Origin of the sequence: Simonsiella muelleri ATCC 29453, from assembly GCF_002951835.1 — a bacterium.
Lineage (GTDB): Bacteria > Pseudomonadota > Gammaproteobacteria > Burkholderiales > Neisseriaceae > Simonsiella > Simonsiella muelleri.
In genome coordinates this window covers 1,424,222-1,449,097 of the sequence record NZ_CP019448.1, presented here as the reverse complement: position 1 = coordinate 1,449,097, position 24,876 = coordinate 1,424,222, and the positions used below count along the sequence as shown (strand labels likewise).

Genomic DNA, 24,876 nt, shown 5'->3' with positions numbered 1-24,876 from the left:
TTAAATTAGGATAAACCATGACCAGTAAATTTTCCCCAAAAACCATTCAACAATTAGATGACAATCTAGAGCGCGAACACGCCACCATTGACATCTTTAATCAAGCCATGGAGGACAACGATGCCGATACAGCTCGCGAAGTTTGCGAATTTGTGATTAATGATGATGAAACACGAAACAGCGGATATTCTCGTGGTTGGCAATTTCATTGCTTAAAATGGCTCACTGCCCACTACATTGTGCGCTGGCAAAACAGCCCAGACGATAGCGAAGAAGAAACCATTGCATTAGATGGCTTGATGGAGTCCCTTTGGAAACACAAATGGTTAATCGGCTCGTTGCCCTGTGATGTCAGCCTAAGCCAAGATGACATCAAGGAAGCCACCGATAGCATGAGTACATTGTACAAAGATTTTGAATTGAGCCAAGCCATGGTATACAAAGCCCGATTAGAACAAAATATCTATATGGGCAATGTCGCTGATGCCAAGAAAAATTTCGCTAAATGGCAATCTGAAGAAAAAGACAATATGAGCGATTGCGATGCCTGCGAACAAAATACATTGATTGCATACTACAATTTTATCGGCGACCACAAAAAAGTTGAACAACTCGCCAAACCCATTTTATCAGGCAAACTCACTTGCAGCGAAGTTCCACATACAACGTACCCGCCAGTTATCAACAGCATGATTCAATTAGGTAAATTAGACGAAGCGCAAGAAATATTAAACGATGCCATTGAGTTAATCCGCGAATCCAGTGAGCATTTTTTATGGCTGATGTCGCTGATGATTCAATTTGCGATGCGTTTGAATAATCAAGATTTAGCCCTAGAACTGCTAGATGAATTCAGTAACAATATTGTTAAATCAATTAAAAACAATCACTTTGAATATTTACAATACCTAATTGCCGTTGCACCATTTAATGATGAAGCCTTAATTGCAGCACGTGGTTTAGCCAAAAATTTTGATGACCGCAACGGCAATCGTCATTATCAAAACCAATTAGATTTTCTGTTCACGCCCCCTACTTTACATTGATTTAAAAAGAGAAACCAAATGACTATTTTTCTAATTGTATTGGCAATTATGTTGCTGTTAGTGGGTGTGGCTGGCACGATTTTTCCTGTGATTCCTGCCTTGCCATTGATGTTGGGTGGTGCGTGGTTACTGGCTTATGCGCAAAATTACACCGTGATGGCTTCAGGCAGCCTGATTACCTTGGTGTTGATTGCGGCATTTGGTTTTGCGATGGATTTTGTGGCGGGATTGTTGGGCGCAAAATACACGGGGGCGAGTAAACAGGCATTGTGGGGGTCGCTGATTGGTGGCTTAGTAGGTATATTTATGGGTTTGTTTGGTATGATTTTTGCGCCGTTAATTGGTGCAATGATTGGCGAATTCATGGCAAAACAAGATTTGTTACGCGCCAGTAAGGTTGGCATTGGCACTTTTGTGGGCATCATTGTCGGGACGGTGGCAAAAATCGGGGCAGCATTGGCAATGATTTTGGTTATCTTGTCGCAATATGGTGTTTACTGGTTTCAGGCAGCCTGAAAACTGGTTATAATTCGCCAATTAATTCACTGTATTAAATTGATTTGGAGCAAATCACATGGATTTCAAAAAAGCGCGTTTTAACATGGTTGAACAACAAATTCGCCCTTGGGACGTTTTAGATTTTGCGGTACTGGACGCGCTGGAGTCGATTCCGCGTGAAGAATTTGTCTTGCCAGAACAACAAGGTTACGCATACGCAGACTTGCCATTGAAATTACTCAACGGTAGCTATATGCTTGAACCGAAAATCGTAGCGCGTTTGGCTCAAGGGTTGAATTTAAAAAAAACCGATCAAGTTTTGGAAATTGGTACAGGTGCAGGTTACGCCACAGCAGTTTTGGCATATTTGGCAGCGCACGTCCACACGGTAGACATGGATGCACAACAACAAAATTTCGCACATATCGCATTGAATCGCATCAATTTATTAAATATCAGCTACGAAGTTTGCGATGGTTTTGCTCAAGACAAGAACACACGCTACGATGCAATTTATGTGGGTGGCAGTTTGCCTGCCATTCCTGAAGTACTCAAAAATCGTTTAAATGAAAATGGGGGACGCATGGTGGTGATTGTGGGCAGCGAACCTGTACAACGTTGCATGCTGATTACACGACAAGGAATTGATTTTAGTGAAAAAGTTTTATTTGATACACTCGTACCACCACTAAATGGTACTTCGTTAACATCACACAATAAATTTGTATTCTAATTTTTGTTACTACACTAATAAGGCTGCCTGAAAAAATCCATGTGTTTCACACAATCTCTTTTCAGGCAGCCTAAATTATTCTTCATCAACCGAATCATAAGTATCGTTATTTTTGTTTCGTCGCGTAAAATTAATGCCGAGTTGTTTGAGTTTACGATACAAATGCGTACGCTCCAAACCCACTTTTTGCGCCACGCGACTCATATTTTGTCCTTCACGATGAATATGATATTCAAAATAACGGCGTTCCAATTCTTCGCGCAATTCACGCAATGGCAGGTTAAAATCAAAACCGTTTACCATTTCAGTGTCATGATTCTGGATAAATTGATTTAACATTTTGCTCACGGCTGCCTGACCAACTTCATAACCATCTGTATTCATGACCAAATTTTTCACAACATTTTTCAACTGTTCCAAATTACCTGGCCAGCTATATTGTCTCAATTGATCAATCGCATCCGATGTGAAACGAATAGGTTGTGATTTTTGAATCTCCGCCATTTCTTCTGTGATTTGTGCCACGAGAAACGCAATGTCTTCTGTTTGTTGGCGCAATGCAGGAATATGAATCACCAATGACGACAACACATTCAATAACCGATTGTCTTGACTGGGATTATTTAATAACTCGGACAAAGATTGATTGCAAGTACACACAATCCGCGTGTTATAGCGTTCAGCTTTGGTCAATAAAAATGCGATGCTTTGTTGTGTGCTTTTGTTGTACTGGGAAATGTCACCCAAATACAACACGCCTCCTGCTGATTTTTGCAAAATTTCCAATGGTGAATCAACAATATGCTCTGCACGAGCAGGTTCAATCCATGGTGTGCCTTGTTTATGGAAATAACGCGCAATCATTTCAAATGGCGAACCCGATTCACCCAATAACAAAATAGGACTATTGTGCTGCAAAGATGCTCGTTCTAATTGTTTGCCTAAATCCTTAATAACACTACTGTTACCTAACTTCTCCAAAGACAAACCCGAACCCGATTGATTTTTGCTGTATTTTAACGCACGTTCTACGGCATTTAATAGCTTTTGCAATGGAATCGGTTTTTCCAAAAAATCTAACGCACCAATTTTGGTGGCTTCCACAGCGGTATCAATGCTACCATGCCCACTCATCATGACCACGGGCATGGTTAATTGTCCATTTTTTGCCCATTCTTTCAATAAAGTAATGCCATCACTGTCGGGCATCCAAATATCCAACAAAACCATCGCTGGACGTGTTTGGTTGCGTAGTTGCCGTGCTTCTTCGGCGTTTTCTGCCAAAGCAACGGTATAGCCTTCGTCTTCCAAAGTTTCTTGCAAAACTTCGCGAATGCCAATTTCATCATCTACGATTAAGATGTCTGTACTACGCATGATTATTAGATTCCGTATTAAATTCAAGGGTTACGCACGCACCGCCTGATTCCTGATTGGACAAACTGATGCTGCCGTTGTGATCTTCAATAATTCTTTTTACAACAGGCAAACCTAAACCAGTACCACTGGGTTTGTCTGTGATATAAGGTTCAAACGCATTTTGGAGCATTTGCTTACTGAAACTTTTGCCATTATTGCGAACCGTTAATGTGATGACGTTACCATGCTTTTGGGTTCGCACATTCACGGTCGGTAACGCATCACTGGCGGCGGCTTCGGCTGCATTTTTAAACAAATTGTGCAACACCTGACGCATCGCTGTACTGTCTGCTTTTAACAACAATGGCATCTTACTCAATTCTGCTACGAATTTGCAAGCATGGTTTTCATACAGCACCAACACTTCTTCTGTCAGTGAATTCAAATCAATCTCTACCATTTTGAGTGATGGCGCACGCGCATAATTGCGAAAAGCTTCCACCATCTCTTTGAGTGCAGCCACTTGTTTGATAATGGTATCCGTTGATTTTATTAAAATTTGTTCATCAGCAGAATTTAATTTTCCTTGCAATTTCCATGCCAATCTTTCTGCAGAAAGCTGAATCGGCGTGAGTGGATTACGAATTTCATGCGCCAAACGCTTCGCCACTTCGCCCCAAGCCGCTTCTTTTTGCGCCACAACCAGTGTTGTAATGTTGTCAAAAACCAACACAATACCGCTACCGTTCTCTTCAGGCAGCCTAACTGCCTTACCCAAAAGTATGCGCGTTTCGTCCAAACCCGCATACGCAATTTCCACTGCTTGGTCGGTGTGTTCGCTCGCCAACAAATTCAACAACGCATCAGACAAAATCGCGTGTTGTGGCGAATCACTCGCCCAATCGTTCAGACTTTTGCCCAACAAATCACCCAAAGAAACATCTAAAATTTCCGCCGCACGATGATTGTATGTTTTCAGGCTGCCTATCGCGTCCAGCGTTATGACGCCAGAACTCAAACTCTCCAACACCAATTCTAAATAATGTCTCGCTGCGTCTTGTTGAATACGGTGCATTTCATCGGCATCTTTGGCGATGGAAAGCTGCTCGGTCATGTGGTTGAACAAATCCGCCAAACGCCCCAACTCATCACGCCGCGTAACAGGAATTCGACGACTGAAATCGCCCTGCGCCACCGAACGCGCCCCATTTGCCAATGATAAAATAGGCTCAACAAAACGTTGTGCAAAATACAACGCCGTTACCAACGCCAATAAAATCGCCAACAACGCCGCCAACACCAGCGTAATAATAAAAAATGTCTGCAAACCTTTTTGCGCAAACACCAATTCCGCATATTTAGACCGCGCCGATTCAATCAATTCAGCGTCTTTTGCTACCTTGTCGGGAATAGGCTGCCTGAAAAATAACGCGTATTGCTCACCTGTTTGTGGCGGCAACAACAACCAACCGCTTGCATATAAAATGCTATTTAAACTCTCTGCACTGGATAATTGATGCTTCTCACCCAATTCACGTAGCATATTATTGTCTAATTCAGGCGTATTCAGTTGATACGGATTACGCTCACTAATCGGCTTCATGCGTTGCATATCCCAAACCGCCAACTGACTGAATTTAGAGCCTTTTTCACTACGAAAAACCTGTTGCACATCACCATGTTGCGCCATCATCACCATTAAATCAGCGCGAATTTGTTCTGCATCAATGCTGCTTTGCTGCACCGCTACATCAACCGCCGACTTACTCAAAGTCAAACTGCGTTCCAATGCTTCTTTAGTGTCGTTACCAAACCACGTTTTGATGTTATGCGAAATGAATTTTACCGACACCGACAATAAAAACAGCCCTGGCAACACCGCCACCAACGTAAACATTAGCGATAAACGTCTGGTAATTTGCGAACCAAAAACCCTATGATTTTTATATCGTATAATCAAATAGATATAACGCAAAATCACACCACACATCGCCAAAATCAACAACGCACAAAAGGTTACAATCGTCCAAAAATGCCCTGATAAGGTGCTGGTGCTGTCGGTAGAAGTGGTCAATAAATACAATGCAATACACGCCAATGTGCCTGCAATTAAAATAAAACGCTGCATGGTCAAACTTTCGGTTTTCAGGCTGCCTTTTGGGTGAAATAATGGGCAGATAGCCTGAAAAATCTAATCAAATCTAATTAATGGTTAAACGTTTCCAACCCGAATCTAACGACCAATCACTTGATGTTAATGCATTGATTTGGAAAGGTTTAGGTAATTTTGTGGTACTCAAATTCAAACGCACTGACGCACGAACATCTTGCACATTGGTATTAGATAAAGTGTTTTCACTCAAAACATGCCAATTGGCAATCGCGCCCACACCACGCAATGCAGTATCTAATTTATTGTATTCAGTAGAAAAAGTCCCAACACTAATCCGATAACGCCCCGTAATCGGATGATACGACAAACGATAATTTACGGTGTCATCGCTGCTAACCCAATTGACAATTTTATGCCGATAAGATGCGATGGTTGGCTTTTCCAATTGATAAGTAAGTGTAAAATCCAGCGATACGCCTTGTTGTAACGCATTGCGGAGCTGTTCGGGCAAATCTATTTTAAAGCGTGTATTGATAGCAAGCTGCCCATTAGACAAAATCCGCCCTTCACTGCGCGTGGGCGTAACACTTTCCGCCCATACCAAAGAGCTGCTGACAGAAAAATACAACGCAATCAATGTTAATAATAAATTTCTTAAAATAATCATTTCAGGCTGCCTGAACATAAGGCGATTTAATCATGAATGCAACTATACAATAAAAAACAATCAATTAGGTAAATTTCCACACACAGCAGCCTGATTCAAAATTCACTTTTTTCACACTCCGCTTCATTAAAATAAACAAAATTTATTTTAAAAACAAAAAATTAATTGACCCACTTTCATAACATAAATACTTTTCAGGCAGCCTGAAAGATTTAGCAAATTTGCAACAATTCAGTAGATTATTTCGCTGCTTGTTTCACAAATAAGGCGTAATAAAATCCGTCCTGTTTTTCATTGGGCAACAACATTTTTTCTTCTTGCAAGATTGCATCGTTGTGGCGTTTATTAAACTTTTGACATTGCAATGAATTTTCTTCGGCAAAAATAGAGCAAGTTGCCAACAACATACGCCCACCTACCTTCAACGTACCCCATAACTCGTCCAGCATCGCTTCTTGCTGCTTGGCGGTTTTAAGCGCATCGGTGGGACGGCGTAACCATTTGATGTCGGGATTACGCTTCATCGTGCCAGACGCGGTACACGGTACATCTGCCAAAATCGCATCAAATGGCTGTCCGTCCCACCATTCATGCACATTTTCCGCAGGCGCACAATGTAAGGTTGCCTGAAAATTTAAACGCGACAAATTCTCCTGCACACGTGCTAACCGTTTGTTATCAATATCCAAAGCAACCACATCACAATCGGCTAATTCCAAAATATGCCCTGTTTTGCCTCCAGGTGCAGCGCAAGCGTCTAACACACGCTCACCGGCTTGCGGGTTCAATAAATAAGCCGCTTGTTGCGCACCAAAATCCTGTACAGAAACAACACCTTCTGTAAATTTTGGTAACTGATTCACGGGTATGGGTTCGGTAATGCGAATGGCATATTCGTCCAACACTTTGGCTTGAATATTAAGTTCTTGTAATAACTTAAAATATTGCTCCGAATTTGCATGACGGCGATTCACGCGCAATGTGAGTGGCGGACGCGACTGAAATGCCGTTACCATATTATGCCAATGTTTAGGATATTGATTTTTCAATAATTGAATCAACCAAATAGGTAAATTATATTTTGCCACGTCATTAAATTGACATGCTTTATTTAGCCCATCTTGTTCGCGCAAAAATCGGCGTAGAATGGCGTTAGCAAACGAGCGATATTGCCCACGCCCAATTTTGGCGATGTTGCTCACGGCTTCATTGACCACCGCGTGTGGTGCGTTGCGCGTGTAATTGAGTTGGTAGAGAGCAACCAGCAAATAATGCTCCAACACTTTGTTATCAATCGGTTTATTTAATAATTTGCCGAGCATATATTTCAGGCTGCCTGAAAAACGTTGGCAACCGTAAGCGATATCTTGCAACATACCTTTGTCTTGTGGCGACAATTCGGGGTTTTGTACGATAATGTGTGCCAATTCGTCCGATAAATTTTTGCCATTTTCTACGGCAAATAAGGTTTGTGTAGCAAGGGTTTGAACTTGTGATAACGACATGATTTTTCTTTGTTAATTTAATGAAATAAATTCTTCAGGCTGCCTGAAAAATTAAAATACCGCCTTTTTGACAATACGTAACCAATCTTTCCAACCTAATTTAGGTCTTTGATTAAACACATCATATTGGCAACCATCTAATTTTTGTAAAATAGATTGTCCGCCCAATACAATCATGCGCAATTCCAAACCCAGTCGCCCTTTCAGCGTCCGCCCCAACGGCGAACCTGCGTACAACATTTTAAATGCGCGTTCACATTCATACGCCATCAATCTTTGGAACGCAAAATCAACTTTACCATCAGCGATTTGCTGTTCGGTTACGCCAAATTTTTGCAAATCATCTTGCGGAATATAAACGCGATTTTTTTGCCAATCAATTGCCACATCTTGCCAAAAATTAATCAGTTGCAAGGCGGTACAAATGCCATCGCTTTGGGCAAAACTGCGCTCGTCAGTCACGCCATACAAGTGCAACATCAGTCGCCCCACAGGATTTGCCGAACGCCGCGCATAATCCACCAATTCGCCAAAATTCGCATAACGCGTTTTGACGACATCTTGGCTAAACGCGTCCAACAAATCATAAAACGGTTGGAGTGGTAATTGATGAGGCGTAATTGCTTCATTCAGTAAACGTTGCATAAGTGGAGTCTCGGGAATTTGATTTTTCGCGATTCGGTCAAGTTCTTGCTTTAAAACATTTAAATCATGCAAACGCTGTTCGGGATTGGCATCGCCTTCGTCTGCTATGTCGTCTGCGGTACGCGCAAACGCGTAAATGGCGTGGGTGGCTTGACGTAAACGGCGCGGCATGGCGATTGAGCCAACAGGAAAATTTTCATAATGATTAACGGACATGATGCAATCAACTTTCAGGCTGCCTGAAAAATAGGCTATTTTAACGCCATTCTCAACTCTATCTAAATTAAGATATGGCAATTGAATAAAAAGGGGCATAACCCCACTCTTAAAGATACCCGTCAAGATAATCCGAAAGAGAGACAGTTATGCCCCAAGACGAATTTATCATTAAAACGTATCTAATGGTAGATGCTTTATACAATCAGCTCGTTCAAAAACCATTAAGACAAGGTGGCTTTGCACCCAAACTTTCAGATTGTGAACTGATTTGTATGGAAATTGTTGGCGAATTTCTCGGTATGGATACCGATAAAAAAATTTGGCAATATTTCAAACAACATTGGCAAAATTGGTTTCCCAATTTAGGCTCTTACCCTAATTTTGCCAAACAATGTGCCAATTTGTATTGGGTTAAACAACAAATGCATCAAAAAATCACTGCAAATTGGTGTGAGCAAACAGAGTATTATGCAGATGCCTTTCCTATTGCAGTCTGTAAATTTGCCCGAGCTAAACGCCATCAAAATTTTCGTGCATATGCGACGTTCGGTTATTGCGCTTCCAAAAAAGAGACCTATTATGGTTTTAAAGGTCATCTTTTGATTACTCGCTCAGGTATGATTAAAGCCTTTACTTTTACAGCTGCCAATGTTGATGAACGGCAGGTATTACCTGAACTTTTAGAAGGCAAAACAGGGTTTGTTGGTGCGGACAAAGGGTATTTAAGTTCTGAATTAAAAGATGAAATGAAACAAAGCCATATTAATTTACAAACACCTTATCGTAGCAATATGAAAGATGACAGAAGTCCTCAATTTCTCAAATGGCTAAAAAATAGTCGCCGTATGATTGAAACAGTTATTGGTCAATTAACAGAGAGATTTAACATGGAAATAGTTCGTACAAAAAATCTGTTTCACCAATCTAACCGTTTTATTCGGAAAATTTTATCGCATAATTTTTGCTGTTTACTGAATCAACAAATTCAACACCCAATTACTCAATTTGCTGGGTTAATTGGGTGTTGAGAATGGCGTTATTTTAACAAACTTTCAGGCTGCCTAATAACAAATAGGCAGCCTGACAATCAAATAAAAATTAGAACTTGTATTCATAGTCAACGTGAAATGATTTTTGTCCCAATTGGTGCGAATGTAATGGAGCAAAAAGACATTGCACTTGACTGTGAATACAGATGTTTCTTAATCCGCGTATTGTTTCTTGATGCGTTCGCGGCGTTCTTGCGCTTCTACAGACAACGTGGCGGTTGGACGCGCCAATAAACGTTTCAAACCAATCGGCTCACCAGTATCACGACAATAACCATAATCACCTTCTTCAATATCACGCAAAGATTCTTGAATTTTCGCCAATAATTTACGCTCTCGATCGCGAGTACGTAATTCCAAAGCATATTCTTCTTCTTGTGATGCGCGGTCGGCTGGGTCGGGGGCGTGTTCGTTATCTTGCATATTGTTGGTGGTTACCGATGCTTTTGCAATCAACTCGTTTTGCAATTTTATCAACATATCTTGAAAAAATTCCAAATGTTCGGCATTCATGTAATCATCTTCCGCACCGTTCCAATTTTGGATATCTTGCTCAGTTAGTTTAGCCATGATGTTGTTTCCTTTCTGTTTTTGCAATCAAATTGCAGATTATTGAAGTTTAAGGCGCGCATCATAGCATGATTTTAAGTAATTAACCAAAAAAACCCATCTTAACCTGTATCAATTTTTCCAATTCATGCAACACCCTACGTCTGGCAACGAAGAAAATTAAGTGGTCATTTTCCTGAATAACGTGGTCATGATTGCGCCCCATAATCACATCTTCATCACGCACAATCGCCGCCACATAACAACCTGAAGGAAATTTAATTTTACTGATTTTACGCCCCACCAACGCAGACGTTTTTTCATCACCATGAATCACAACTTCAATTGCTTCCGCCGCACCACGTCTCAACGGATACACCGCCGCAATGTCGCCGCGCCGAACGTGTGCCAACACGCTACCAATCGTAATCAAATGTGGCGAAACCACAATATCTATTTGATTACCTGTAATTAAATCCACATAACGCGCTCGGTTAATAATCGCAATCACACGTTTCGCGCCCAAATTTTTCGCCAACAACGCCGACATAATATTGTTCTCATCGTCATTGGTAATGGCGCAAAATACGTCAATCTCATCAATATATTCACGCGACAACAAATTCTCATCGCTGGCAGAACCATGTAAAATCAATGCATTATCCAACTTTTCAGCCAACCATTCAGCACGGTGAATATTGGATTCAATAATTTTAATATTAAAATGCGATTCAAGTTGTTTTGCTAATCGGTAGCCAATATTGCCACCACCTGCAATCATCACACGGCGGCGACTGTTGTCATAATGAAACATACTTCGCATCACCGCTTCCAAATGCAAACTATTGACAACAAAACAAATTTCATCACCCTCTTCAATATGTGTATCGGCATTGGGGACGATTTGGCGGTTATTGCGGTAGATGGCGCAAATTTGACAATCAGTGTGCTCGGGTATCGCATCAACGATTTGTTGGATATTTTTGCCAGTGATGTCGTCTTGGGATTTGGCTTGCGCGGTAACCATTTTCACGCGATCGTGAGCAAACGGCAGCACTTGCAACGCACGAACATAATTCAACAAACCAATAAAATGCTCGGTAACCAGTTGTTCTGGATGAATGGAATCGGTTACGCCAAAAGCTTTCAGGCTGCCTGAAAGCGTTTCTTCCTGCAATTGTTCGCTAGACAAACCGTATTCACTGTAATCACTGGAACGCACACGCGCAATCCGACTGGGAATATTAAAAATATCCGCCGCCATTTTGCACGCCACCAAATTGGTTTCATCGCTGCGCGTGAGTGCCAACAACATATCGGTATCATTCGCGCCCGCCTGCTCCATGACAACAGGCGATGCACCATTACCGATGATGGTTTGTACATCTAAATGGCTGCTGATGTTATGTAATGCGTTGTCGTCTGTGTCCACGATGGTAATGTCGTGGTTGGACATGGCGACTAATTCATGCGCAATGGTTGAGCCGACTTGCCCACTTCCTAAAATTAATATTTTCACAGTTTAATCAATCAATTATATTATTTTTTATTTTTCAGGCTGCCTGAATCAATTAATCACACAATGCCATCAACCATAAAATTGCCAATAAAATCAATGCCAACATTTGTGCAGCAGAACCCACATCTTTGGCACGTTTGGCGAGTGGACGCAATTGCAACGAAATATCGTCCACCACCGCTTCAATGCCCGAATTGAATAACTCCACAATCAACGACAAAAATGATGCTGCAATCAACATCATGCGAATGCTGGTTTCTGTATCAAGCCAAAACGCACCAAGTATCAATAAACCATTTAAAACAATCAGTTGACGAAAAGCCGCCTCATGCCGAAAGGCTGCCTGAATACCATCACGTGAATAATATGCCGCGTTAATGATGCGTTTAAATCCTTTTTTTCCTTTTAATTCATTGGATTGAATTTCATTCATAATTGATTCTCCAGTTTATACTTTTTTGCCATTTTTTTGGCACGGCGATACCACATTTTGCTGACGGTGATTGGCGGTTCGTGGCTATTGGCGTAACGCAGTTCAATATATTGATTAATCAGATGATTTAAATCTTCAGACAACCTATTTTGTTGAATCAATTCATCACGTAACTCCAATGGCGTAACGCTCGCCAATTGCGGAAAATCCTTGCCCAAAACCTGACGTTTCAACAACACAAACCCATGCTCCAATGGCAAAATTTCTTGGCTACGCGAACGCCACCACCACAACCACAGTGGCACTAAACCCACCAACACACCCACCACCATAATTATAAATAATAACAATGGGGTAACTTGTTCAAAACCCAATTTAGCAAATAAATTTTGTTGGCGGTCGCTGTCGTAATTAACAATCCACTGTTGCCAATAAAACCGCCCTCTATCTAAATACTTGTTTACAAAATTATATTTTCTAAATGCTGTGGCTTCGTTTTCCGATAATGCACTGTCAATGCTGCCTTCAATACGATTTGCTGCAACAGCAGACGTGGGATCAACGCGTTTCCAAACTTGTCTTTGAGGCAACCACACTTCCACCCACGCGTGCGCGTCTTTACTGCGAATTTGCCAGAATCCGCCTTCTTCGTTGTACTCACCTCCCTGATAACCCGTAACCACACGCGCTGGCAACCCCGCCGAACGCATCAAAATCACAAACGCATCAGAATAATGTTCACAAAATCCCAATTTGCTCTCAAAAATAAATTCATCAGTTTTGTGAGACGAATTCAGCAAAGGCGGATTCAATGTATAACTAAATTGATTTTTCTTCAAATACAAATAGGCAGTCTGAACAAACTTTTCTGCATCGCCACCTGCTTGTTGCCACAATTGCTGTGCCAATGCGCGTGTGCGCGGGTTAGTGTTTTCAGGCAGCCTGGTGTACCATTCTTGCGCAATTTTATTCAATTGATGCGGTAATTCATCGCTCAATGCCGATTGTAAATCAAATCGCCGTACACCCTGACGGCTCAATACACGCACCATATTACCTGCTTCACGATGCAAACCACGCTGTTTATCCACATCAACAGGATAATCCAAAGCAGGTACACGCCCTTTATCGTCTTGCATCATCACATGATAAGTTATGGTTTGTTCTGTATTTTTAGGTACTGCGCCATCAGCAAAATCACGTGCTGCGTACCATTCCGACCCAGAATAACCCGACAATAACAACACTCGCCAATACAAATCTTTTTGTTGTGGCTGATATTGATTGTCAAATATGGCAGAAAAAACAGGCTCATTACTTTGCACCAAATTACTGATGCTGCCAGGTTTCATGCTATTAGACAGACCAGTGGTCGCTTGCTGTTCATTTTTAATCTGCGGCATACCCCACAATGGCATTTCACGGCGCGGCATCGCCACAAACAGCACAATCGTGGGCAATAATGACAATAAAAAAGCCAGTACGCTTTGACGAAAGGCAGCCTGAAAGCGCAATTCGTTCAACACCGCCAACGAAGTTGCCATCAACACCAAACAAACCATCACCCACAAACTGGCGAGCAAACCCTGTTCAAACAAAATCCCAGCCGCCAACAAAAACATCATCACCACAACCAAAACTTGCCAATCACGGCGCGTTTTGCCTTCAAACGACTTGAGCAACGACAACAACAGCAAAAGAGATGCACCGCCTTCCAACCCGATAATCGTCCCCAACTGCTGCATGACCAATGCAGCCATACCTATTGCCAATATAAACAATTGCCATTTTTTCAATGTGGTAATACCTTTGGACAACAAAACCAATCGAATCAACAAAAAAATGCCAAATACCGCCACCACACCCACAGGCAATTGCACCAATAACGGTATAGAAACCGCAGCCAGTGCAGCCATATTAAAAAACATGGCTTTAAAATGGGGCTGACTATTGAGATAACTCGGATTGGATAACAACATGGCGTATCACAGAATAAAAAGTAAAGCTGAATTATATCATCAAACTTTCAGGCAGCCTGAAAGTTCATTTTGTTGCGAAAAATGCTTTTTTCAGGCAACATCATTACTTGATTTTGACACGGAATAAATTCAATATGAATCATCAGCTCCCCCGACGCAGCAACACTGACCAATCGCCACCACACGCGGTATACCAAACTTTTTACAGCGAACACGATTACCGCAGCAGCATTTACTTTCCGCAATCAGATGGCAGCCTGAAAGACGCACAACAACAAAATCCAGAACCATATATACTTGATGAACAAAAAGAATGGTTGCATTGCGTGGGCATTAACGACCCTATTTTGCTGCACAATTTGCTCGCGCCCTACGGGGTGCATGAATTGGTAATAGAAGATTTACTCTCCAGCCAACAACGCCCCAAAATTGAAGATTACGGCGATTATTTGTTTATGGTTTTGCACGTCAATCAGTATTCGGGCAGTAAATTGAATACCGATACAGTTTATTTGATTGTTGGTGCGGATTATATTTTCAGTTTTCAGAATCGCCCATTGGGTTTATTCAGCAATTTACACGCGCAATTTGCCGCTAACCAATACAATATTCGCAGCAAAAGCATAGAGTTTCTCGTCTACCATTTTATAGACCGAATTGTAGATGATTATTTTGCCACACTCGGCGGCTACAACGACCGCGTAGAATCGCTAGACAAACAAATTTTCAAAAACACAGGACGCGATGAAGAATTATTGAGCAAAATTCACAAACTCAAACGTGATGCGATGAAATTACAGCGCAATTTATTGCCACTACGTGAGATGACTGGGCAATTATTGCGTGGTAATTTTCGTATTTTTAGTGGCGACACGCAGCTTTATTTGCGTGATGTAAACGACCATATTTTGCAATTAATTGAAACGTTGGACATGGCGCGAGATTCTGTACACAGCATGATGGACATTCAATTGTCTTTTCAATCTAATCGATTAAATCAACAAATGCGTGTTTTGACGGTCATTACGATTATTTTCATGCCGTTAACCGTTATTACAGGGATTTACGGCATGAATTTTGACAATATGCCCGAATTACATTGGCATTATGGTTATTTCATGGTTTTGGCGATTTTATTGTTTATTATTATTGGATTGCTTGTATTTTTCAAAAAACGTGGTTGGCTGTAATTAAATTTTCAGGCTGCCTGAAAACAAAAAAGCCATTCCTATGATTAAGAAATGGCTTTTTAGGCAAATTTACTTATGTTTATGCGCTTTAATATAATCCAAAGTTTTGAGTTGGGCGATAGCCGCTTCCAAAGCGATTTCAGCTTTAGCACGTGAACCAGGTGTTTGTGCTTTTGCCAAACTTTCTTCGGCTGCTTTTTTCGCTGCGGTTGCACGCGCTTCATCCATTTCTGAACTACGCACCGCAACATCAGCCAATACTGTGATTTTATGGGGACGCACTTCCAATACGCCACCTGCAATCGCTACCAAAACTTCTTCTTTCCCATCGGGCATGGTCAAACGCAATGCACCAGGGCGAACCAAACTCATCACAGGCTCATGTCGTGGATAAATACCAAGCTCGCCATTTACTGTAGGAACAACCACAAAACTGGCTTCTCCCTCGTAAATGCTCTGTTCGTTACTGACCACTTCAACTTGCATGGTACTCATGCTAGCCTCCTTAGTTTAAGGTTTTTGCTTTCTCAACAGCTTCTTCAATACCGCCTACCATATAGAACGCTTGTTCAGGTAAGTGATCGTATTCGCCAGAGAGAATCGCTTTAAAGCCAGCAATGGTATCACGCAACGCGACATATTTACCTGGAGAACCAGTAAACACTTCAGCCACATGGAATGGTTGAGACAAGAAACGTTGGATTTTACGTGCACGCATCACTGTTAACTTATCTTCATCAGATAACTCGTCCATACCCAAAATAGCGATAATATCGCGCAATTCTTTGTATTTTTGCAAAGTAGACTGTACACCACGCGCTACATCGTAATGCTCTTGACCCAATACCATCGGGTCTAATTGACGTGAAGTAGAATCCAATGGATCTACGGCTGGATAAATACCCAACGATGCAATATCACGACTTAATACTACGGTCGCATCTAAGTGAGCGAAAGTCGTTGCTGGTGAAGGGTCTGTCAAGTCATCGGCTGGTACATATACGGCCTGAATAGAAGTAATCGAACCTGTTTGGGTAGAGGTAATACGTTCCTGTAAACGACCCATTTCTTCAGCCAGCGTTGGTTGATAACCCACCGCAGATGGCATACGACCCAACAATGCAGATACTTCAGTACCCGCTAATGTGTAACGGTAAATATTGTCCACAAAGAACAATACATCACGACCTTTACCATTTTCATCTTTTTCATCGCGGAAATGCTCCGCCATAGACAAACCAGTTAAAGCAACACGCAAGCGGTTACCAGGTGGTTCATTCATCTGACCGTACACCATCGCTACTTTATCCAATACATTGGAATCTTTCATCTCGTGATAAAAGTCATTACCTTCACGAGTACGTTCGCCCACACCTGCAAACACAGACAAACCACTATGTGCTTTGGCGATGTTATTAATCAATTCCATCATATTAACGGTTTTGCCCACACCCGCACCACCGAACAAACCTACTTTACCACCTTTAGCGAATGGGCAAAGTAAATCAATCACTTTAATGCCTGTTTCCAGTAATTCTGTTGCACTAGAAAGCTCATCAAATTTTGGAGCGGGTTGGTGAATCGCACGCGTTTCATTTGAACCGATCGGACCTGCTTCATCAACAGGATTACCCAATACATCCATAATGCGACCCAAAGTTGCTTTACCAACAGGCACAGTAATTGGTGCACCTGTATTATTTACTGCTAAACCACGTTTTAAACCATCGGTACTACCCATGGCGATGGTACGAACCACGCCATCACCCAATTGTTGTTGCACTTCCAGTGTCAAATCAACATCAACCAGTTTCAACGCATCATAAACGCGTGGAATGGAGTCGCGTGGAAATTCCACATCAACTACCGCACCAATGATTTGTACGATTTTGCCTTGGCTCATTATCGTATCCTAATCTTCTTGACAGGTCTTCAGGCTGCCTTAAACGGCTGCCGCGCCTGCCACAATTTCTGACAATTCTGTAGTAATCGCTGCTTGACGAGATTTGTTATACACCAAGCGCAATTCTTTAATAGCATTCCCTGCATTGTCGGTTGCTGCTTTCATTGCAACCATACGAGCAGCTTGTTCAGAAGCCATATTATCACTAACTGCTTGATAAACCACAGATTCTAAATAACGGCGAACCAAATATTCCAACACAGTTAATGGATCAGGCTCATAACAATAATCCCAGTTAAATTTACGTTCTTCACCGGTCAAATCTTCGTTCAATACATTTGAACCAATTGGCAATAATACTTCTGAGCGTGGCTCTTGCTTCATTGTATTGATAAAACCTGAATACACTAAATGAATAATGTCTAATTCGCCATCAATGTAACGTTTGAAAAATTCAGATAAAGGACCCAACAGAATTTCCATTTTAGGGGTATCACCCAAATTTGTTACACTTGCAACAACATTTAAACCAATTCTTTGGCAAGCCATTAGTCCTTTGCCACCAAAACACACAACATCAACTTCAACGCCTTGACTTTGATATTCTTGAACTTTAGCGAAAAATCTTTTCAGTAAATTGGCATTCAAACCACCACATAAACCTTTGTCTGTGGTAATTAAAATAAAGCCAGCACGCTTCACATTCTTGTGTTGCTCCAAGATTTTAACGCCATGATATTCATGCGTTTGCGCCAGCTGGTTCATAACAGAACGAACTTTCTCTGCGTAAGGACGAGCCAAGCGCATACGCTCTTGAGTCTTGCGCATTTTAGAGGTTGATACCATTTGCATCGCTTTGGTAATTTTTTGTGTATTTTGTACACTGCGAATTTTGGTAAGAATCTCTTTACCTACTGCCATTTTAGACCCCTTAGTTTATGCCTCAAAAAAAATTAAGACGCATAGTTGTTAGAAGCCTTAAACACTTTCATAGCTTCTGTCAGTGTTTTTTCATGTTCTTCAGATAGTGCACCCGAAGCATTGACAGCATTCAACAATTCACCATGTTGAGTACGCACAAACGATAAGAAATCTGCCTCAAAAGCCAGTGCCTTTGATACAGGCACATCACCATATGAGCCATTATTAATTGCCCACAAAGTCAATGCCATTTCTGCTGTACTTAATGTATTAAATTGTTTTTGTTTCATTAATTCAGTTACCACCTCACCATGCTGCAACTGTTTGCGCGTTGCTTCATCTAAATCAGAAGCAAATTGCGAAAACGCTGCCAATTCACGGTACTGTGCCAAAGCTAAACGGATACCACCGCCTAACTTTTTGATAACTTTAGTTTGTGCAGCACCACCTACACGAGAAACAGAAATACCCGCATTAATCGCTGGACGAATACCAGAGTTAAACAAATCTGTTTCCAAGAAAATCTGACCGTCTGTGATAGAAATCACATTAGTTGGTACAAATGCAGAAACATCGCCAGCTTGGGTTTCAATAATCGGCAATGCGGTCAATGAACCTGTTTTACCTTTGACTGCGCCATTGGTTAATTTTTCTACTTCAACTGCGTTAATGCGTGCAGCACGCTCCAACAAACGTGAATGCAAGTAGAATACATCACCCGGATACGCCTCACGACCTGGTGGGCGGCGTAACAGCAAAGAAATTTGACGATACGCAACAGCCTGCTTAGACAAGTCATCGTACACAATTAAAGCATCTTCACCAATATCACGGAAGAATTCCCCCATCGTGCAGCCTGAATAAGGTGCAATAAATTGCAAGGCAGCTGCTTCAGAAGCAGTAGCAGCGACAACAATCGTATGCCCCATTGCACCATGCTCTTCTAATTTACGCACAACGTTTGCAATAGAAGAAGCCTTTTGACCAATGGCAACATAAATACAGATAACACCTGTATTTTTTTGATTGACGATGGCATCTAAAGCAACGGCTGTCTTACCTGTTTGACGGTCACCAATAATTAATTCACGCTGACCACGACCAACCGGCACCATTGAATCAATCGCTTTAATACCAGTTTGCATAGGTTGGTCAACAGACTGACGAGCAATTACACCTGGAGCAATTTTCTCAATAGGTGCAGTTTTATTTGTGTTAATTGGACCTTTACCATCAATAGGCTGACCCAGTGCATTAACCACGCGACCCACCAATTCGCGACCAACTGGCACTTCCAAAATACGTCCAGTGCATTTTACTTCGTCGCCTTCCTTGATGTGTTCGTATTCGCCTAAAACCACAGCACCAACCGAATCACGCTCCAAATTCATCGCCAAGCCGAAAGTATTACCAGAAAATTCCAGCATCTCGCCTTGCATTACATCTGACAAGCCATGTACACGAACAATACCATCAGTTACAGAAATAACCGTACCACGTGTACGAACTTCCTGTTTGGTATTCAAGTTCTCAATTTTGGCTTTCAGCAAATCACTGATTTCAGCAGGATTAAGCTGCATGAAAACTCTCCTAATTTGTCATAGTCGTATACAGAGTTTTTAATTTGCCCTGCACCGACAAATCCAATACTTGATCACCTACTTCAACCTTCACACCACCAATTAAATCGGGCTGTGTTTTGAATGTAGCCTGCAACCGAGTATTAAAATGCTGCTCCAAGTCACTAATAATTTTTGCTCTTTGACCCTCTCCTGCAATATCAAACGCAGTATAAATAACAGCTTGTTTGGTGTTATTGCGAGACAGTACAAAATTTCTATATTGAACATAAATTTCAGGCAAAGCAGCCAATCTTTTTTCTTGAGCGACAACATGAACAAAATTTCGAAATTCGGCTTGTTTAACGGCTGGAGATTCAGCCAGTAGGCGAATTAATTCATCTGCTTTTTGTGTCGCACTCCAATCTGCCTGTTCCAAGAAATCTGCGACTTTGGCTTGTTGTATTAACCAAGCCAATTCCACAAGACCATTCAGCCATGTTTCAACTTGCTTATTTTTTTCAGCTAATTCAAACAATGCTTTAGCATAAGGACGGGCAACAGTTGCGAACTCACTCATACGATTACAGCTCCTGCTTTAAAGTGCTCAATAATTTCGCGTGTTGTTTTTCATCAATCTCACAACGCAAAATAGATTCAGCTCCTTTTACAGCCAAAACAGCCACTTGCTCACGCAACACTTCACGTGCACGATTAATTTCTGTTTCGACATCAGCTTTGGCTTGTGCTGTAATGCGAGCAGCTTCATTTGCAGCTTGAGTTTTAGCCTCTTCTACAATCTGTGCTGCACGCTTTTCCGCATTAGCTACTAATTCAGTAACTTGTGTGCGACCTTCGGATAAGAGTTCTGCAACTTTCTTTTCTGCTTGTTCAAAATCACTTTTCCCACGCTCGGCAGCAGCCAAACCTTCGGCAATTTTGTTAGCACGTTCATCAAGTGCTTTTGCAATTGGTGGCCATACATACTTTACCGTAAAACCAACCAAAATAATAAAAACAAACACTTGAACGATTAAGGTTGCATTTAAATTCACTTTACTTAACCTTTTCGTTAGGGTTAATCAAATCCGCTAGGATAATTTATTAGCCTTGGAACGGATTAACGAACGCGAACAACAAGGCAATAGCAACACCAATCAAAAATGCCGCATCAATCAAACCAGCAATCAAGAACAATTTAGTTTGCAATGGACCAATCAATTCAGGCTGACGTGCAGAAGACTCTAAATATTTAGAACCCACCATCGCGATACCAATAGAAGCACCTAACGCACCCAATGCCACAATTAAGCCACATGCAATAGCAATTAAACCCATGTTAAACTCCTTAAGAGATATAGTAGTGTAGAAGAAAATAAAACTAAAAAAATAAATAAATTATTAATCAATGATGATCATGTGCTTGACCAATATATACAAACGCCAATGCCATAAAAATAAACGCTTGTAATGTAATAATTAAAATATGGAAAATCGCCCAAGCCGAACCTGCAATCAAATGGAAAATAACCAAAAATGGATCAATCAAACCAATATGACCAGATGCATAAACACCACCACCCAGTAATGCGATCAATAAGAATACCAACTCACCCGCATACATATTACCAAACAATCGCATACCATGTGATACTGTTTTAGATAAAAATTCCAGAATATTTAAGATGAAATTAGCAGGTGCCAACCAAGGACCAAACGGTGCAGTGAATAACTCATGAATCCAGCCACCTAAACCCTTAATTTTAACACTGTAATAAATACAAATCAGCAACACCCCAATCGCAATAGCCAATGACGTATTCAAATCCGCAGTTGGCACAACACGCAACAATGCATGATGCTGACCTGTCATCCCCTGCCAAATTGTCGGCAATAAATCAACCGGCAACAAATCCATCGCATTCATCAGGAAAATCCAAACAAACAGCGCCAGCCCCAATGGGGCAACCACTTTGCGCGACTCATCATTATGAATAATGCTTTTACACATATCATCAACAAATTCAAATAATAACTCAACAGCAGCCTGAAAACGATTAGGCACGCCAGCAGTCGCAGATTTAGCACCACGATACAAAAAATAACTGCCCAGCATACCCAAAACAATGGAAAAGAAAATAGCATCAAGATTAAAAAATGAAAAATCAGCAATATTTTTCAAACCTTGCCCATGAGTTACATCTGCGACACTGGTCAAACTTTGTAAATGATGCTTAATATAATCGGCGGGATTCATTGCTTCACTTGCTGCCATAACGATAAACCTTCAAAAATAACAAAAAAATCAAATGACTGACAATTAATAACCCTGTAAAAAAGGATAAAAAATAGACATTCGGATAAACAAAGAAAGAACCAATCATTAAGATTAGCGATAATAGTATTTTTAAACTTTCTGCTAGAACAAATCCACCGCCTGCTAACGCAGGATAAGGTTTCAAAAAATTTAAAAATAATACAGAAATCAAAGTAGGTATCGCATATGATGCACCCCCCAACAACAACGATACCGCATGATGTACGCCCCAAACAACATAAAGCACGATAGCTAATAGAAATAGGACTACCCATTGCGTTATTGCTAACTTAATCATTGCTATACCCTACTTCAAATTGCCCGAATCATAATAAAACGCGTTGAATTAGTCAAGATTTTTGTAAAAAAATGTGAAAAAAGTCTGCTTTATTCATCAATCATTTAACCAATTATTTGAATTAATTACAACGAGTTTCATTGTACATGACTACCGTGCTTATTTCTATTGTTTTTTTGTCTTTTAAATCTTTCTGTTGACGTTTTTTGCTTTTTTCAGGCAACCTGAAAGTTTCTTTATCTGTTTTATTTTATGTTAGAATTCGTGTTTTTTTAAATGGAGCAATTCTTAGCGGGACACAGTAAATGGGCCAATATTCAACACAAAAAAGCGCGTGTTGATGCACAGCGTGGCAAAATTTTTACCAAATTAATCAAAGAAATCACTGTTGCGGCACGTGAAGGTGGTGGCGACCCTGCTTCCAATCCACGTCTACGATTGGCTATGGATAAAGCTTGGGATGCCAATATGCCCAAAGACAACGTACAACGCGCCATTGACAAAGGTACTGGTAACCTAGAAGGTGTTGATTATATTGAACTTCGCTATGAAGGCTATGGCATCGGTGGCGCAGCTTTGATGGTGGATTGCATGACCGATAATAAAACACGTACTGTTGCAGATGTGCGACACGCATTCACTAAAAACGGCGGCAATTTGGGTACAGATGGATGCGTGGCGTTCAATTTCGTGCATCAAGGTTATTTAGTTTTTACCGATGCAGACGAAGACAAATTAATGGAAGCTGCTTTGGAAGCTGGTGCGGAAGACGTCATTGTTGATGATGAAGGCATTATTGAAGTGATTACCACACCTTCAGATTGGGCATCAGTAAAATCAGCTCTAGAGACCGCAGGTTTTACATCACAAGCTGGCGATGTAACCATGAGAGCACAAAACGAAACCGTTTTAACTGGCGATGATGCGGTGAAAATGCAAAAACTATTGGACGCACTGGAAAGTTTAGATGATGTGCAAGACGTTTACACATCTGCGGTATTGCATCTAGAATAATCAGCACCGATTAAAATTAGAAGATACTGTAATCAATGTCAAGCAAAAAATCAAAATAAATTAGTAGTAACCCATTCCACAACATTTGTTCATTAAAATAATGTGGCAGCAAGCCACATTATTTTTAGACCAGCGTTGTTTACAACGCTTCTGGATTAACCAACCAAGCCGTTTTATTGATTTTATCGGCATAAAATTCCTGTTTCCAAATAGGCACTTCAGCTTTCACGGTATCGATGATGAAACGGCAAGCCGCAAATGCCGCATCACGATGCCCTGCAGTTACACCCACCCAAACCGCCATATCGCCAATATCCAACCGCCCAACGCGATGCACACACACAGCATCTTCTATTTTAAACTGTTGTTTTGCTTGCTCAATCACGGCTTTACCTTGCACCAAAGCCAATTCCAAATAAGTGGAATAAATCAAATAATCCACGCCTTTACCGTCATTGTAATTGCGAACCCAACCTTCAAAACTGCAAAACGCACCACAATTGGCTTTTTGCGTGAGTTGTTCACGTAAAATATTTGGGTCAATCTTATTTTCTGTAATATCAAAGTATTGATTCATTTTAACCTCCTGAAACAGGCGGAATAAACGCCACCACATCGCCATCTTTCAATTCAGTTTGCCAATCACAAAACGCATGATTGACTGCCACGCGTAAGCGTTCTTTTGGTAAATTAAAGTGATAGACAGCCTGTAATTCGGTGTAGAGTTCAGCCGGTGTATGAGCGGCAGTTTGGCGCGATTCTTGCTCTTGCGCTGCCTGTTCACGCAAGGCAGCAAAATATAACACATTAATTAATTTTAACATTTTATAAATTTCCTGATATGTAAGTCAGATTCAAACGTCCAACATACTCAATTAACGATTAAATTCACTTTTCCCACCTGATTTATGAACAAGTTGAATATCGCCAATCACAATGTCATGGCTTAACGCTTTGGTCATGTCATATACGGTTAGCGCAGCAGCAGATACGGCGGTCAATGCTTCCATCTCCACACCTGTTTTGTGGGTAATGCCCACTTCTGCACGAATGTGCAAACTATTTGTATCATCTTGATATTCAAAAAATAATTTACAACGTTCCAACATCATCGGATGACAAAGTGGAATAATACTGGCGGTATTTTTTGCTGCCATAATCCCCGCAATTCGGGCAATTTCGGTAATTGTGCCTTTGGCGGTTTGCCTGTGAGACGCTTGGATTTGAGCGTAAATTTCGGGCGGAAAATAAACCGTCCCTTCGGCAATCGCCATGCGTTTGGTAACGGCTTTATCAGAAACGTCCACCATATGCGTGTGTCCGTCTGATGTCAAATGTGTGATTTTACTCATATTATTCT

Annotated in this window: 27 protein-coding genes; 6 read left to right on the top strand and 21 right to left on the bottom strand. The window is 41.1% G+C overall.

Annotated features, from left to right (window positions below):
- Positions 1–17: 17 nt before the first annotated feature.
- Genes BWP33_RS07075 through BWP33_RS07065 form a run of 3 tightly spaced genes read left to right on the top strand, consistent with a single transcriptional unit; the run spans position 18 to position 2,277 of the window.
- Positions 18–1,046, top strand: a complete 1,029-nt coding sequence (locus BWP33_RS07075) for a hypothetical protein (protein WP_002642473.1) — start codon at positions 18–20, stop codon at positions 1,044–1,046.
- Positions 1,047–1,064: 18 nt separating this feature from the next.
- A complete protein-coding gene (locus BWP33_RS07070; RefSeq protein WP_002642474.1) occupies positions 1,065–1,562 on the top strand; it encodes a DUF456 domain-containing protein in 498 nt (165 codons plus the stop codon).
- Between the two features lie 58 nt (positions 1,563–1,620).
- Positions 1,621–2,277 carry a protein-L-isoaspartate O-methyltransferase family protein gene (locus tag BWP33_RS07065; RefSeq protein ID WP_002642475.1) on the top strand — a complete coding sequence of 219 codons (657 nt, stop codon included), beginning with the start codon at positions 1,621–1,623 and terminating at the stop codon, positions 2,275–2,277.
- Positions 2,278–2,352: 75 nt separating this feature from the next.
- Here the strand turns inward: BWP33_RS07065 and BWP33_RS07060 are convergent, their stop codons facing one another.
- The 5 genes from BWP33_RS07060 to hpnC all read right to left on the bottom strand — a co-directional run bounded on the left by BWP33_RS07060 (position 2,353) and on the right by hpnC (position 8,782).
- Positions 2,353–3,654 (bottom strand): sigma-54-dependent transcriptional regulator, encoded by a 1,302-nt coding sequence (locus tag BWP33_RS07060; protein ID WP_002642476.1) that lies wholly within the window; start codon positions 3,652–3,654, stop codon positions 2,353–2,355.
- Positions 3,647–5,764 carry a sensor histidine kinase gene (locus BWP33_RS07055; RefSeq protein WP_002642477.1) on the bottom strand — a complete coding sequence of 706 codons (2,118 nt, stop codon included), beginning with the start codon at positions 5,762–5,764 and terminating at the stop codon, positions 3,647–3,649. The genes BWP33_RS07060 and BWP33_RS07055 overlap by 8 nt, the downstream gene beginning before the upstream one ends.
- A 73-nt stretch (positions 5,765–5,837) precedes the next feature.
- Positions 5,838–6,416 (bottom strand): DUF4390 domain-containing protein, encoded by a 579-nt coding sequence (locus BWP33_RS07050; protein ID WP_002642478.1) that lies wholly within the window; start codon positions 6,414–6,416, stop codon positions 5,838–5,840.
- Between the two features lie 239 nt (positions 6,417–6,655).
- Positions 6,656–7,921 carry a 16S rRNA (cytosine(967)-C(5))-methyltransferase RsmB gene (rsmB, locus tag BWP33_RS07045; RefSeq protein WP_002642479.1) on the bottom strand — a complete coding sequence of 422 codons (1,266 nt, stop codon included), beginning with the start codon at positions 7,919–7,921 and terminating at the stop codon, positions 6,656–6,658.
- 51 nt (positions 7,922–7,972) lie between these two features.
- Positions 7,973–8,782, bottom strand: coding sequence for a squalene synthase HpnC (gene hpnC, locus BWP33_RS07040; RefSeq protein WP_040629212.1), 810 nt, complete (start codon positions 8,780–8,782; stop codon positions 7,973–7,975).
- Between the two features lie 149 nt (positions 8,783–8,931).
- Here hpnC and BWP33_RS07035 point away from each other — a divergent pair, with 149 nt between their 5' ends.
- Complete coding sequence (locus tag BWP33_RS07035) at positions 8,932–9,813, top strand: IS982 family transposase (protein WP_104930280.1); 882 nt, start codon at positions 8,932–8,934, stop codon at positions 9,811–9,813.
- 174 nt (positions 9,814–9,987) lie between these two features.
- Here the strand turns inward: BWP33_RS07035 and dksA are convergent, their stop codons facing one another.
- The 4 genes from dksA to BWP33_RS07015 all read right to left on the bottom strand — a co-directional run bounded on the left by dksA (position 9,988) and on the right by BWP33_RS07015 (position 14,314).
- Complete coding sequence (dksA, locus tag BWP33_RS07030) at positions 9,988–10,404, bottom strand: RNA polymerase-binding protein DksA (protein WP_002642481.1); 417 nt, start codon at positions 10,402–10,404, stop codon at positions 9,988–9,990.
- A gap of 82 nt (positions 10,405–10,486) precedes the next feature.
- Positions 10,487–11,902: a Trk system potassium transporter TrkA gene (gene trkA, locus BWP33_RS07025; RefSeq protein ID WP_002642482.1), complete on the bottom strand. Its 1,416-nt coding sequence runs from the start codon at positions 11,900–11,902 to the stop codon at positions 10,487–10,489.
- A gap of 52 nt (positions 11,903–11,954) precedes the next feature.
- Positions 11,955–12,335 carry a diacylglycerol kinase gene (locus tag BWP33_RS07020; protein ID WP_002642483.1) on the bottom strand — a complete coding sequence of 127 codons (381 nt, stop codon included), beginning with the start codon at positions 12,333–12,335 and terminating at the stop codon, positions 11,955–11,957.
- Positions 12,332–14,314, bottom strand: a complete 1,983-nt coding sequence (locus BWP33_RS07015) for a transglutaminase TgpA family protein (protein ID WP_002642484.1) — start codon at positions 14,312–14,314, stop codon at positions 12,332–12,334. Before BWP33_RS07015 ends, BWP33_RS07020 begins: the two co-directional genes overlap by 4 nt.
- 134 nt (positions 14,315–14,448) lie before the next feature.
- Here BWP33_RS07015 and corA point away from each other — a divergent pair, with 134 nt between their 5' ends.
- The gene (gene corA / locus BWP33_RS07010) at positions 14,449–15,504 is read left to right on the top strand and encodes a magnesium/cobalt transporter CorA (RefSeq protein ID WP_002642485.1); all 1,056 of its coding nucleotides are present in this window, start codon (positions 14,449–14,451) and stop codon (positions 15,502–15,504) included.
- A 69-nt stretch (positions 15,505–15,573) separates the two neighbouring features.
- Here the strand turns inward: corA and BWP33_RS07005 are convergent, their stop codons facing one another.
- The 9 genes from BWP33_RS07005 to BWP33_RS06965 form a co-directional block, all read right to left on the bottom strand.
- Positions 15,574–15,999 carry a F0F1 ATP synthase subunit epsilon gene (locus BWP33_RS07005; protein ID WP_002642486.1) on the bottom strand — a complete coding sequence of 142 codons (426 nt, stop codon included), beginning with the start codon at positions 15,997–15,999 and terminating at the stop codon, positions 15,574–15,576.
- A gap of 10 nt (positions 16,000–16,009) precedes the next feature.
- A complete protein-coding gene (atpD, locus tag BWP33_RS07000; RefSeq protein WP_002642487.1) occupies positions 16,010–17,407 on the bottom strand; it encodes a F0F1 ATP synthase subunit beta in 1,398 nt (465 codons plus the stop codon).
- A gap of 39 nt (positions 17,408–17,446) precedes the next feature.
- Positions 17,447–18,328, bottom strand: coding sequence for a F0F1 ATP synthase subunit gamma (atpG, locus tag BWP33_RS06995; protein ID WP_002642488.1), 882 nt, complete (start codon positions 18,326–18,328; stop codon positions 17,447–17,449).
- Positions 18,329–18,360: 32 nt separating this feature from the next.
- The gene (atpA, locus tag BWP33_RS06990) at positions 18,361–19,908 is read right to left on the bottom strand and encodes a F0F1 ATP synthase subunit alpha (protein ID WP_002642489.1); all 1,548 of its coding nucleotides are present in this window, start codon (positions 19,906–19,908) and stop codon (positions 18,361–18,363) included.
- Between the two features lie 10 nt (positions 19,909–19,918).
- The gene (locus BWP33_RS06985) at positions 19,919–20,467 is read right to left on the bottom strand and encodes a F0F1 ATP synthase subunit delta (RefSeq protein WP_002642490.1); all 549 of its coding nucleotides are present in this window, start codon (positions 20,465–20,467) and stop codon (positions 19,919–19,921) included.
- A gap of 4 nt (positions 20,468–20,471) precedes the next feature.
- Positions 20,472–20,942 carry a F0F1 ATP synthase subunit B gene (locus BWP33_RS06980; RefSeq protein ID WP_002642491.1) on the bottom strand — a complete coding sequence of 157 codons (471 nt, stop codon included), beginning with the start codon at positions 20,940–20,942 and terminating at the stop codon, positions 20,472–20,474.
- 49 nt (positions 20,943–20,991) lie between these two features.
- On the bottom strand, positions 20,992–21,225 hold the full coding sequence (atpE, locus tag BWP33_RS06975; protein ID WP_002642492.1) for a F0F1 ATP synthase subunit C: 234 nt from the start codon (positions 21,223–21,225) through the stop codon (positions 20,992–20,994).
- A gap of 67 nt (positions 21,226–21,292) precedes the next feature.
- Positions 21,293–22,162, bottom strand: a complete 870-nt coding sequence (gene atpB, locus BWP33_RS06970; protein ID WP_002642493.1) for a F0F1 ATP synthase subunit A — start codon at positions 22,160–22,162, stop codon at positions 21,293–21,295.
- Positions 22,149–22,502: an ATP synthase subunit I gene (locus tag BWP33_RS06965; RefSeq protein WP_002642494.1), complete on the bottom strand. Its 354-nt coding sequence runs from the start codon at positions 22,500–22,502 to the stop codon at positions 22,149–22,151. The genes atpB and BWP33_RS06965 overlap by 14 nt, the downstream gene beginning before the upstream one ends.
- A gap of 276 nt (positions 22,503–22,778) precedes the next feature.
- Between BWP33_RS06965 and BWP33_RS06960 the strand changes: the two genes are divergently transcribed.
- Entirely contained in the window at positions 22,779–23,516 is a 738-nt protein-coding gene (locus tag BWP33_RS06960) for a YebC/PmpR family DNA-binding transcriptional regulator (protein ID WP_002642495.1), read from the top strand.
- A gap of 139 nt (positions 23,517–23,655) precedes the next feature.
- Here BWP33_RS06960 and BWP33_RS06955 read toward each other — a convergent pair whose 3' ends face one another.
- The 3 genes from BWP33_RS06955 to moaC are packed head-to-tail and all read right to left on the bottom strand — an operon-like array spanning position 23,656 to position 24,868.
- Positions 23,656–24,093, bottom strand: coding sequence for a molybdenum cofactor biosynthesis protein MoaE (locus BWP33_RS06955; protein ID WP_002642496.1), 438 nt, complete (start codon positions 24,091–24,093; stop codon positions 23,656–23,658).
- A 1-nt stretch (position 24,094) separates the two neighbouring features.
- Complete coding sequence (gene moaD / locus BWP33_RS06950) at positions 24,095–24,340, bottom strand: molybdopterin converting factor subunit 1 (RefSeq protein ID WP_002642497.1); 246 nt, start codon at positions 24,338–24,340, stop codon at positions 24,095–24,097.
- A 51-nt stretch (positions 24,341–24,391) separates the two neighbouring features.
- A complete protein-coding gene (moaC, locus tag BWP33_RS06945) occupies positions 24,392–24,868 on the bottom strand; it encodes a cyclic pyranopterin monophosphate synthase MoaC (RefSeq protein WP_002642498.1) in 477 nt (158 codons plus the stop codon).
- Positions 24,869–24,876 lie beyond the last annotated feature (8 nt).